13 protein-coding genes and 2 pseudogenes are annotated in these 12,005 nt (G+C 37.5%); all 15 read right to left on the bottom strand.

What is annotated here, in order from left to right; genetic code table 11:
* Positions 1-679, bottom strand: a pseudogene (locus IPJ09_21380) (NAD(P)H-binding protein).
* Between the two features lie 197 nt (positions 680-876).
* Positions 877-1,575 (bottom strand): annotated as a pseudogene (locus IPJ09_21385) (SDR family oxidoreductase).
* Between the two features lie 785 nt (positions 1,576-2,360).
* On the bottom strand, positions 2,361-2,789 hold the full coding sequence (locus IPJ09_21390; GenBank protein MBK7373921.1) for a VOC family protein: 429 nt from the start codon (positions 2,787-2,789) through the stop codon (positions 2,361-2,363).
* 60 nt (positions 2,790-2,849) lie between these two features.
* The gene (locus tag IPJ09_21395) at positions 2,850-3,377 is read right to left on the bottom strand and encodes a VOC family protein (GenBank protein MBK7373922.1); all 528 of its coding nucleotides are present in this window, start codon (positions 3,375-3,377) and stop codon (positions 2,850-2,852) included.
* A gap of 436 nt (positions 3,378-3,813) precedes the next feature.
* Positions 3,814-4,233 carry a DUF4386 domain-containing protein gene (locus IPJ09_21400; protein ID MBK7373923.1) on the bottom strand — a complete coding sequence of 140 codons (420 nt, stop codon included), beginning with the start codon at positions 4,231-4,233 and terminating at the stop codon, positions 3,814-3,816.
* Complete coding sequence (locus IPJ09_21405) at positions 4,230-4,511, bottom strand: DUF4386 domain-containing protein (GenBank protein ID MBK7373924.1); 282 nt, start codon at positions 4,509-4,511, stop codon at positions 4,230-4,232. The genes IPJ09_21400 and IPJ09_21405 overlap by 4 nt, the downstream gene beginning before the upstream one ends.
* A 277-nt stretch (positions 4,512-4,788) precedes the next feature.
* On the bottom strand, positions 4,789-5,679 hold the full coding sequence (locus IPJ09_21410) for a hypothetical protein (GenBank protein ID MBK7373925.1): 891 nt from the start codon (positions 5,677-5,679) through the stop codon (positions 4,789-4,791).
* 248 nt (positions 5,680-5,927) lie between these two features.
* Positions 5,928-6,806, bottom strand: coding sequence for a helix-turn-helix domain-containing protein (locus IPJ09_21415; GenBank protein ID MBK7373926.1), 879 nt, complete (start codon positions 6,804-6,806; stop codon positions 5,928-5,930).
* A 110-nt stretch (positions 6,807-6,916) separates the two neighbouring features.
* On the bottom strand, positions 6,917-7,537 hold the full coding sequence (locus IPJ09_21420) for a pyridoxamine 5'-phosphate oxidase family protein (GenBank protein MBK7373927.1): 621 nt from the start codon (positions 7,535-7,537) through the stop codon (positions 6,917-6,919).
* Between the two features lie 5 nt (positions 7,538-7,542).
* Positions 7,543-7,956 carry a nuclear transport factor 2 family protein gene (locus IPJ09_21425; protein MBK7373928.1) on the bottom strand — a complete coding sequence of 138 codons (414 nt, stop codon included), beginning with the start codon at positions 7,954-7,956 and terminating at the stop codon, positions 7,543-7,545.
* Between the two features lie 7 nt (positions 7,957-7,963).
* Entirely contained in the window at positions 7,964-8,602 is a 639-nt protein-coding gene (locus IPJ09_21430) for a thioredoxin family protein (protein ID MBK7373929.1), read from the bottom strand.
* Between the two features lie 65 nt (positions 8,603-8,667).
* A complete protein-coding gene (locus IPJ09_21435) occupies positions 8,668-9,225 on the bottom strand; it encodes a carboxymuconolactone decarboxylase family protein (protein ID MBK7373930.1) in 558 nt (185 codons plus the stop codon).
* A 320-nt stretch (positions 9,226-9,545) separates the two neighbouring features.
* Entirely contained in the window at positions 9,546-9,839 is a 294-nt protein-coding gene (locus IPJ09_21440; GenBank protein ID MBK7373931.1) for a hypothetical protein, read from the bottom strand.
* 83 nt (positions 9,840-9,922) lie between these two features.
* A complete protein-coding gene (locus tag IPJ09_21445) occupies positions 9,923-10,378 on the bottom strand; it encodes a hypothetical protein (protein MBK7373932.1) in 456 nt (151 codons plus the stop codon).
* 596 nt (positions 10,379-10,974) lie between these two features.
* Positions 10,975-11,820 (bottom strand): methyltransferase domain-containing protein, encoded by an 846-nt coding sequence (locus tag IPJ09_21450; GenBank protein ID MBK7373933.1) that lies wholly within the window; start codon positions 11,818-11,820, stop codon positions 10,975-10,977.
* Positions 11,821-12,005 lie beyond the last annotated feature (185 nt).

Genomic DNA, 12,005 nt, shown 5'->3' on the forward strand with positions numbered 1-12,005 from the left:
CCCCGTATTTTGGCAAATCGCAAAAGCATGTCTTTGTAACTTAGTATATCGGGACCACCAATATCGTAACTGTTATTGTATGTTTCGGTTTTACCAATGACACCAATTAAAAATTCTACTACGTTACGAATAGCGATGGGTTGACATTTTGTTTTTAGCCAACGCGGTGCAATCATAAAAGGTAATTTCTCCACTAAATCACGAATGATTTCAAAGGAAGCACTTCCTGATCCTACTATGATGCCGGCCTTTAAAGTAGTGAGGGCAAAATCAGAACCTGATAAAACGGTTTCCACATGCTTTCGCGATGACAAATGTTTTGATAATTCGTCAGCGTTGCTGATCCCACTGAGGTAAATAACCTGTTTGACATTTGTCTGTTCAATGCGATTTTTTAAAATTAGTGGCACATATTTCCTCCATGTTTTCAAAGTCCCCGATTTGCGTAGACATAGAGTGGATGAGGTAATATGCTACATCGATATCATTGGGAATATACTGTAAGCTCTCCTTGTTTAAAATCTACATCAATGACGGAGAGCTTGGAGGTTAAATAATTTTTCTTATTAAATCTGATTTTATCTCTGACACAACATATTACCTCGTGCCCGTTTTCCAACAAAACAGGCAATAATCTTTGTGCAATGTATCCGGTGACCCCCGTAAGTAAAATTTTCATAAAAATTTTTTTCAATCCCTTTTTCTAAATCAATAATTCTGTAATCAAATTTTTATGGAAGTTGATTTATGATTAAACTGGTGTAATAGCAAGTGCGCCCAACCTCCTCCGTGATGTTTGAAAATATTTGAACTCTTTAACATTCCTAAATTCTTTCATTCAATTTAGTTTTAAATAATAAAATGGCATCATTGATTTTATACTTTTAAAGTAGATATTCCACCATCTACGTGCATAATTTGTCCGGTGATCCACCCAGCTTTTGATGAAAGTAAAAATTCCACCATGTTGACGATATCCTCCGTAGTGCCGATTCTTTTTAGCGGGTGGCGCTGAGCATTAGATTCTCTTTTCTGATCACTATTTAATAATGACGCTGCCAATGGAGTGTCGGTGAGTGAGGGGGCTATACAATTTACTCTGATACGGGGAGCATATTCAGCTGCCAATGCTTTTGTCAGACCTTCGATCGCGCCTTTGGATGCAGACACTTGTGAATGAAACTGCAAACCGGTTTGGACTGCAAAGGTGGAGAATAATATAATGGCTGCATTATCACTGATTTTTAATTTTGGTGCAACCGCTTGTATGACCTTAATGGCTCCTACGACTTGCAGTTGGTAGTCATTTAAAAAATCAGCAGGTTTAATTCTTTCAAATGGTCGCAGGTTGATGCTGCCGGGGCAGTAAATAAGACCGTTTAAGGTATCGGGTAAAAATCAAGCACCATGCTTTCATCTAACACATTTAATGGGTAATAATGAAGAAGCGGATTGTCAGCATGGATTTCATTTTTTATGATAAGTTCCATACACCTGATGACCGTCATCTGCCAATTTCAAAGCAAGTGCTTTACCTATTCCTGAAGATGCACCGATGATTAAATAGTTAGACATGTAGTATGTACCTTGTATAGTTCATCAGCTGCAACAAATAAATGGCTGTTTTGTTAATTAATTATCTTCATTCGTAAAATATACCCAATCCCAATCTGGAATAAAGGTTTGGATCATATAGTTGCAACTAACTGATTATTAACTACATATAAAGAAGGATGGGACAATATCGCGCAATACTCTCCGTATTAAATCGATTGGAGTTTTGGCATCATGTTGGAGGAGTGTTAGTATTTATTAATTTTTTGATTTATTCTAACTCTGTTCTTTTAACGATATGAATTCCGCCGATGCTGTATGCATAGATAGGAATAGGAGTGCCATGTAGATAAAAATTACCTTTTTGGAAAGGTGTAATTCTTTAAGAAAGATGTCCTATTGGTTTGTCAGCGAGTTCAATAAAGTCAAACACAATTGTTGGTTATTTTGTCCCAGTTCCCTCGAAAGGGCGACAGATTTTGCTTTGCAACAGGATTTTGGGAAATGGTTCTTCAGTTTCAAAAACATAACCTTTTTAATTAGGGCCAACGCTGCCGGAGCAGGATAGTTGATTTTCATTTTTTTGTTGCGACGGCTGATTATTTATAGGCATCATTATTCCATAAATAACGTGTCCCTGTCTCTACCTTTTGATTTTTGGGTGGTACTTTTCACCTTTTTTTCCCAAAGAGGTTGTCACAGTCCCATAATTTATAGTTGTACAGTGGTAATCAGTACCCGAAGTTTGTTATGATTAAGATCACCCATGCAGCAATGCTCATTCGATAAATTGAACAACTTCATTTTCAAACAGGCTCCCATAGTTCGATCTTATTGCCCTGGGTGTCCATGATATGTACAAATTTGCCATAGTCGTAAGTCACCATATCGTCCAGTATGGTTACGCCGTTTTCTTTGAGCTTGTCTAGCAGTCCTTCTATATTCTGCACCCGGTAATTAATCATAAACTCCTTTTTTGAAGGAGCGAAATAGTCACTGCCTGTTTTAAAAGGGCTCCACTGAAGCGTGTTTATCTCTTCAGGTTTGTCGATATTTCGGGAATCAAAACTCGAGGCACCCCATTCATTGATTTCAAGTCCCAGATTTTTGCTATACCATTCTTTCGTTTCCTGCGGATTGTCGGTAAAAAAGAAAATGCCACCAATGCCTGTCACCTTTGGGGTAGAGTCAGCAGGTGGAGTATCTTGGTCAGAGGTGTTATTTTGTTTTTCCATAATGAAAAGTTTTTAGTCATCGACTCACTAAAAGTAAGCAGAAGGGGGAGGAGATCAAAATTATTTTGTGGTCTTAGCGCCGATCTGCTCACCGAGCTTTTCAAATTCAATATCGTTTGGCTCCCATAATTCAATTTTGTTGCCCTCCGGGTCTAAGATATGGACAAATTTGCCATATTCATATGATTCAATGGTGTCAACCACGGTTACTCCGCTTTTTTTCAGTTCTTCTATCAGTGCTTCTACGTTTTCAACCCTGTAATTAATCATAAAGTCTTTGGTGGACGGTTCAAAATACCTGGTTTTTTCGTTAAAAGGACTCCATTGAGTAAAGCCTTTTTTGGAAGTGTCACTGCCTTGTCTCCACTCGAAAACGGCCCCATACTCATTCGTATTGAGCCCAAGATGGGTGGCATACCAGGCCCGCATAGCTTTTGGATCTTTGCACTTAAAGAATATACCTCCGATGCCGGTTACTTTTTTTATTGATTGCTGACTATTAACACTTTTTGTGGTGACTGATTTAAATGCGAAACCCAGCACGAAGGTCACCGCAAAAGCAAAAAATAATAATATTATCTTTTTCATGGTAAGTAAGATATTGTTTTTGTGAGTATGGTCATTTTCATTTAAAAAAACGTTTTTGGAAATTATTCAGCGGTGAATAGTACTTTGTCACATTTGCATATTATTAAAGCAACTACCTTTTCAAGGGAGTCTCTATGTACTTTTGAGTTTTCATCGCCTTTATGCTGTATATAAAAATCCGCAGAAAAAAAGCGCAGGTCACTCCAATTTAGTCTTTCAGTATAAGAAGTATCACTAATTAGTTTTAGGCTGACTATCATGGTGGAGTCAAATTTAATTATTTCACTAATTTTGTTTTGATTTGTTTATAAAAGATCAATCGGCATTAATTCCATTTTGCTTTTGTATTAAATCCTCTTGAAAAGTGAATGTCATTAAAAAACAAACATATTCCTTTGGAATTTCAAAGTGTAAGCCTTCTGGTTTATTCGTTAATTTAAGAATCATTATCATTTGAACTTAATTTTATTCCTCTTACAATAAGCCAAATACAGAATATCCATTCTCCGATTGCACTCGGAATAATAATAGCAGGATAAATATACTTTACAAGTAATGGGAATTGGAACCAAACAATACTATTCAATATATAACATATACCTCCAATAAAAAGCAGTACTCCTAAATACCTTGGAAATATTTCAGCTATATAAAGCAAATATCCAAGAAGTAGGAGATGGATTCCAAAAAATAAAAGGCAAATATTATAACCCACTCCATGCATTTTGATCGAAAACAAGGCGAATGCATCAAGTTGGTCTGTATTAAAAGCATTTAAGTAATCCTGGTTGCTTAAGAATGATATGGCAGCATAATGGCTCAAGGCTGTGATTGACAGGATGGTGATACTTGTCAATCTAAATGCAAAGACAATAAAGATAAATTCTTGCTTGTGTCATTCAACAATATATAAAGAATGGTCGCCACACCCACATCGCAGACAAGCATGAGTAACTCACTGATAAAACCGAATCTATACCAGTACTCAGAAGCAAGAATGTTTTTTGCAGTAACATGGGCATTTCCGTAATCAACTAAATGGTCTCGCACAAAGATTTGAGCAATTAATCCAAAAATTACAATAAGTAAATAAAGGATACCTGCCGTTCTTGCAAGCTTAATTTTTGATTTCATATTAATTTATAATGACAACGCGATACCTGTACCGATATTTTCGGGAATGGTCAGACCCCGAACTGCTAAACAACACCTTTATGGGGCATAACCGATTGTTTTCATTTTTCAGCATTTTATTAGTATTAAATTTAATAATTTTTTATCATAAAATGAAATGCTTTATTATAGGTGACTTGAGCAGTATCTTCACCTATTATTTTCTTAATTGTGTCTCAACAATTACATATCCTTTCTCGCTAAAAGTATATTCAGCCTTTGGAACAGTTTGCCGACTTCAATTTTTATATTTTTCTAAATATCCACTTTCTGTTAAAAACCTATTGTAATTATCTATATTTAAAATATGGTTCACAGCTAGTTTTTTGTCTTCGGCTTTATCAAAATATGCTTTTACAATTTCATAGCCTATCCAATACCCCAAATCATTGGGGCGATTATCTTTTCCACTGGTACCATATAGCCAATCCTGCATATCCTCTTTATACATCCGTTTTACAAACTCCGTGCATAAATCAGCTCTACGTTCATTGCCATATTTATTTGCTTCCTTGTTTCCCTTAATTCCAGTAACCAATTCTGCAATAAAGTCAGCCGATCCCTCCAGTATAGATTGTTGCAATAAATTAGTTTTACCATCCTCAGGCCAATGCTGCTGAAAGTGAATCGATTCGTGAATAACCAACTCCGGAAGAAGCTCTAAACTTGTCAATTTTTCAACTCCAATTATAAGCCCATCTTCTGAAGTAGTACCCCCGCTATTATATCTACCGACTACAAAATAAACAGGTGGGTACACAGCATAGGGATACCAATATTCTAAAGCATAAAAGTAAGGTTTGATCAACTTTTCCTGTTCCTTGATCTTAACTTCTATCCCTCTCATTTCTTCATATGCTTGCTTTCTGCTTTTAACCATATTTAGCAATGAATCTGCACTGATTATTCTGTTAGGGATAAAACCTTTAAGTCCGGTTGTTCCATTTTTAATATATTGCTCAAATGGATTCTCTCTTGAAATTTCAATGGAATCAAATGCTTTCCAAAAATTTTCAATGTCGGTGATTACAAATTTGGCTTCTTGTGGGTCGCGGGGAAAAGCATGGTCTTGTCCAAAAATTTTTAAAAAACAAGCGATTGTTAAAAAAAGAGTTAATATTTTACTCATCGCATCTTTGTTTTAGACTACAGCACATCCGTAAAAAATTTAGTGCAGCTTAAATGATACCAAAGATAATTATATTTTTGACGCGTTTTTGGCAAATAAATTATGTTTCATAGCTAATTAACCAAGGGTATGCCAGGTCGCTCTTTCAGCACGACCTGGCAGGGGATTTAGTTTATACACTGAATGATTTTCACCAGGATTAATCCTTTATGAGATAGCATGTGCCGGCAATAAAATGTTCGGATTGATCACACTTCTCCCCTGGCAAACCCAACAGTTTCTCTATATAACAGTGGTGAAACATCGGCATTTGTTTTAAAGAACCGGCTAAAATAATATTCATCCTTATAACCTAATTCGTAGGCAATTTGCTTCACCGATTTGCTGGTAAGATACAATTCGCGTTTTGCCTCTATGATGATACGCTCTGCGATGAGTTCGGTGAGTGTTTTGTTGAAATAGGTTTTGGTGATTTTTGCCAATGCTTTTGCCGAAATATTTAATGCATCTGCATATTCACTGGCCGAATGTTTGGTTTTAAAGTCCTTTTCAATCGTATCCTTCAAGGTTTGGAGGATGAATGGTTCCTGAAGATTTTCAACAGCCTGTTTTGCTTGAGGTTGCTGGGCCGTTTTTAAACGTACTGCCGTGATCAAAAATATTTTCAGGTAGGAAACCAATAGCTCATATTGCGCCAAATCAGGATTTTGCATCTCCACTTTCATTTGTTCAATCAAAGTACTAAAGGTGTTAGATGCGGTGGGATCTACGGAAATAAATGGTGGATGATAGATATTATTAAAGAGCACGCCGTGGCATGCAACTTCTTTGTGATGCTTATGTATACAAAAAAAGTCAGGGTGAAAATTTAAGACCATCCCGCTCATGCCATCTTTTGGCGAAAACATAAATGGTTGATAGGGCACGAACGAAAACAAGGTATGCTCCACAAAATCAAATTCCGAAAAATCAACCTTTGCTTTTCCACTTCCCTGTTGGACCAAGATAAGTGAATAGTAAGGCAGCCTTTGTACCTGGTCGAAAGCAGCGCCATCATCAAATGAGAACAGTTTAAAGGCCAGGCTGCCGTTTTGCGGATTGACTAATGTAAGGGTGTATTGATTCATCACAATTGTTTCTACGGATAATTAGTATATAAGACAGCCATGGTAGCTTAAATGTTTTTGTAAACAGTTATTTTTTTCATTGTATAGGAAATCCTGCGGTGGTCGCAAACCTATTGATCATTTAATTTCATTTTCAACGACTTTACTTCTGCTTCCAGTTTCGCAATGTGATTTCGTTGCCCTTCAAAAGCTTCTTCAATTTCCTGTACCGTGTATCGTGGGGTGATATGCTGCGGACAATTCCAATCATATGCTTCTATATGAAACACCATCATTCGTTCTGGCTTGAATGTATAATCCTTCGGATCAAGTAATTCATACAACGAAGGATCGTCTTTTAATTCTACTACTTCTGCCCTGGCTAATATTTTTAGCCGGGCTCTTGCAGGGTAATCCACCATTATCAGGGCCACATTATGATTGGTTGAAATATTACCAACCGTAATGTATTGCATGTTTCCGCGAAAATCTATAATACCTATCCTTTTTTCGTCCAGTACTTTGATAAACCCTCTCGGGCCGCCGCGATGCTGGAGGTAAGGGAAATTATTTTCACCTATACTGGCCATATAAAAACTATCCCGATCTGCAATGTAATCCATTTCGTTTTTTGTTAAACCCTCCAGATAGTTAGCCTTTTCCATTCTTGCATAACCGGACCGGCTGCCTGCCTTTTCCTGCATTGCTTTTACTGCATCGGTAAATGCTAGGGTTGCAAAATTTTTTGCCATGGCCATTATTTTAATTTTCTATCGGTTTCTGCTATTTCTAAATCATTGATGCTGGCAAATCTTTTGGCCATATATCCATGATCATCAAACTCCCAGTTCTCGTTTCCATAAGCACGAAACCACTGCCCCGCATGGTTTTGGTATTCATACTCAAATCTAACAGCAATTCGATGACCAGTATGTGCCCAATATTCTTTTTTCAGTGTATAGTTCAATTCCTTTTCCCATTTTTTGGTAAGAAATGAAACTATTTCTTCCCTTCCATTAATGAATTGATTTCTATTTCTCCATTCGCTGTCAGCGGTGTAAGCTTTAGATACCCTGACCGGGTCTTTGCTGTTCCATGCGTCTTCCGCCATTTGGATTTTTTGTTTGGCTGTTTCTTCCGTGAAAGGAGGCAGCGGATTTCGTTGTTCCATATTTTAATTAATTAAGTTGACCATTTGAAAAAAATTTATTGGCTCTACCCAGCAGGTTACGTACTTCCAATTCGAGGGATTTATGTTTGTCTTTTGCATACCACAAATGTAGTTGATTGGCATAACCAGGCGCTGTTTCGGGGTTAGATTTTAAGTCATTCACCAGCTTTTGAGCTGCACCGGGCCTGGGGCCCCAAATCCCTGTAGTATTAAAATGCCTGTCTAATTGTATTATTTTAGGAATAGACCGTGCCCCATTCGTCAGATAAGCATTCATTAGTTCCGGATTTTGATCGCGGTACACCAGCTTCATTTCTATCTTTCCGTTACTGGCTTCGGCTACAGCATTGAATACCGGCAAATTCTGGGCAGCATCGCCACACCAATGCTCTGTAATGACCAGCCAATTCATCTTGTGTCTTAGACCTTTTAATTGATTTGTGATATCCTCCGACAAGGTATAGGTCTTCTCCACCCGGTGCATCCTGCTTTGGTTGAGTTTGATATAGGCTCTAATAGTATCATCCGGGTTAGAATGAAGGTCTTCCAACATATTGATTTTGTATTGGTTGTAATCAATCCCTTGCAGGATATACTGGCCATAGTCTTGATTTATAAGATCTTGTTGTCTTAAGTATGCTTCCATAGGATTAGATTTTTTGAATGAAAAAAGAAAGCCAGAACCAACGCTGGCTTTTTTTTATAGATTTATTAATTAAGGCTATATACCAATTCTTGATCTAAAGAAGGAACTATTGGAAAATCAACTGGAATTTCTGTCAGATTATGCAAGTAGTTCATAGCCGTTTTGTCACTTATCTGAAGAATTACATCTACCAGGTTTTCTTTGGTATACCCATGCGCAAAGAAGGCATTTACATTTTCTTCGCTTGCTTTGCCCCTGTTTTTGGTGATGTCAGCAGTTAAGGCTACCAAAGCATGGAGTTTTTTATCGCCGGCTTGACCGCGTCTAATGTCTAAAACTTGCTCATCGGTAAAGCCATTCATCTTGCCAAGAAGGGTGTGAGCACTTTGGCAGTATATGCAACCGTTTACCTGGCTAACGATCAGATTTACCGCTTCCTTTTCTTTGTTTGAAAGGGTTGTTTTAGCGTTTTGATAGGCTAAGTATCTTTCCAGGCCATGATCAGAATAAGCAATGGTGGCGTACAAATTGGGAACAAAACCTAAGGCTAACTTTAATTTGTCAAAAATGGCCTGGTTTGTAGAGGCTACTTCTTCTCTTGTAGGAACGTTGAATTTTTTCATCTTATTTATTTTTAATTTTTTCTGTCGTTATTGACGGTACAAAAATGCCATGACATATCTCCATAGAAAATGGATAATCAACGCAAGAGCATGGACAATTTTCCAGTTCACCCATTTTAGGGAATAGGGTGCAATTATTTAAAAACGAGATTTTAGGGAAAGCAGCAATAGAGTTAGAGCTAGCGGTTGCTGGATTTGAGGCGGCGAGCTTATAGATCACCAAACTCGCTACCCGAACTACTGTTTATTTATAGCTCAAAGGTTTCTGTTTGCACTGCCTGCCCACTAAGGCAAAGCTTGAGCTAACGGTCTATGGTTTGTCAAAAGTTAGTACCAATAATTTTGCATAGGTTCGCAGCCCATATAGGTTGTTTAATTTGTCCTTTGGGTTGAAACTCTTTATCCCGATGATGGATATCGGCATCCTGATTGTAAACATCAGTGACCCGACGCAATGAACAATGCCCGCCTGACTCTGTTAAACCGTATTCATACATTAGAAATGAAACGAATACCTCCTCCGGATCCCGATGATGGATATCGGTATGCTGATTGTAAACATCAGTGACCCGACGCAATGAACAATGCCCGCCTGACTCTGTTAAAAATAACAAGTCGGGCAGGCATTGTTCATTGTTCAGCTCCTACGAGCAATCCATATCTAATACATGGATTGGGATTAACTATTGAGAAATATTTATTTTTTATTGTTAACTGTAAAATCTTTAAGTGATTGTCCTAGTTCATCCATATCGTGATCGAATTCTCTTTTGAATGATTGCCAGTTATCTTTTCCATCTTCACTGTATTCATTCATTCTTTTTTTCATGTCGGAATTTTTTTGTTCCAACGCAGCAATTTGTTTTTCGTAAGTTGCTTTAACATCTTTTTTAGCTGTTTCCATTTGTATTTTAAAATCAGCAAACGCTTTCTCATTCGCAGTGAGTTTTTCGTTTGTTTCATTTTTGAAATTGACTACTTCTGTTTTGTAATCCTCCTGAGCTTGTATTAAATTTTCTTTTGCCACTGTAACATTATCTTTAGCGTTATCTACTTTCTGAGAAGGTGAATCGCAACCCGAAAAAGTTGCTGCTGCTATACATGTTATTACTAATGCAAGTATTGAATTTGCGTTTTTTGATAATTGTGTCATTTTGTTTTGTTTATTATTTTTATACAGTACTATTAAGCATCAAAGGTGGCTTGTTTTGCAAAATAAAGCGTTACACAATTAAAGATAAATGTTACATGATTCACGCTTTTTAGGTTTAGAATGATTGTTTTGTTTCCTGGAATAGGCGATCCACAGAATTTAGAAAAATTAATCCATGGAGGCTCAAAAATCGACATCAGGAGAACATACGATTCTTCCTGGAAGATTATCGTAACCCATCATCGCCTTATGATACTAATAAAATGCAGACAACTACTGCGTATACTGTCTTAACTGTTCAGAATGATTTTATTAGGTGCCAATACAATAATTACATTGACAAGTGTTTCATCTTTGCCGCCAATCGATAAAACTTTTCTGCCCTTGCCTGACGGAATGAAAATCAATTGAGGTGGGTTTAACATAATTGATTTTGTTTTATAATCATAAATTAACGACACCTTCTGTGACCATATCCCGATGCTTCGGGACTGTCTGCAGAGCACAGCTAGCCCCGATTTAACGGGGAAACTCCGCCTATTGTAAATTTGTCGTTATGCGTTTGTGCTGCTGTGTTAATCCCATCATTCGGCGGCTTATTTCACACCCTCAATTAGAAGAGCGCTGGAGTCCATCAGGATATTTCCATCAGGATATTTTTGATCCAAAAGATGATAAACTTCTTTCCTGATATTTTCTTTTATGTCATCCTCTGCATTATTAAGCGCTAACACAACGAGCGTAATTACTTCCGTCATCATGTCCCAATAGACATCAGCCGTTTTGAAGTGCATTTTAGCGGTTATTTCTTTTTGCTTAATATTTTTCAACCCTGCTTGTAAAAATAGATCTGAGATTAAGTCCTCTTTGGCACAGCGAAACATGCCTGGAGCACCTGGCAGTGGTGCAGGCAAAGCCATATGTCTGCTGATGGTTTCCAAAATGGCTGTAATCCAAAAATTATTTTCAAGCACATTCCAAACCGAAGTAGCGATTTTTCCGCCGGGTTTGAGCACGCGAACCATTTCTTTTGCTGCTAACAGCATGTCCGGGAAAAACATAAAACCCAAACGACAGCTTATGGCATCAAAAGTATTGTCCGCAAAAGGAAGGGCACACACATCGCAGACCCGGGTTTCAATATTTTTAATATCCCTTTTCAGTGCATTTTCACGGGCTATTTCAAGCATGTCTTCCGAAAGGTCTGTAATCACCACTTTCCCGCCTGTTAACATGGTTGCAATGGTCAAACCGGGTTCTCCTGTTCCGGCGGCAATGTCTAACACCACCTCAGCGCCCTTGGGATTAATACTACGAATGATTTCATCACCCATTGGTTTTAACAAATCCATATTCAGGTCATCCCATTTTTTCCAGCTGGGAGAAAATTTATTCCAGGTGGCTCTTTGTTGGTCCCGGATTTCTTCCAGTGGCAGGCTCATTTTGTTTTAGTTTAAAAAATTAATCTGATGTACTACGGATTTGAGTTTGCAGTAAACCCACTCATGACATCTAATAAGGAATATTGAAAACCGTTATTCAATATACTGCGCTCGGCGTAATCATTTTCCAGTTATTTGATTTTGAAGGGGTTATCAATATATAGGGCAGCATAACGAATAATATT

It is taken from the genome of Saprospiraceae bacterium, from assembly GCA_016709995.1.
Classification (GTDB): domain Bacteria; phylum Bacteroidota; class Bacteroidia; order Chitinophagales; family Saprospiraceae; genus JADJLQ01.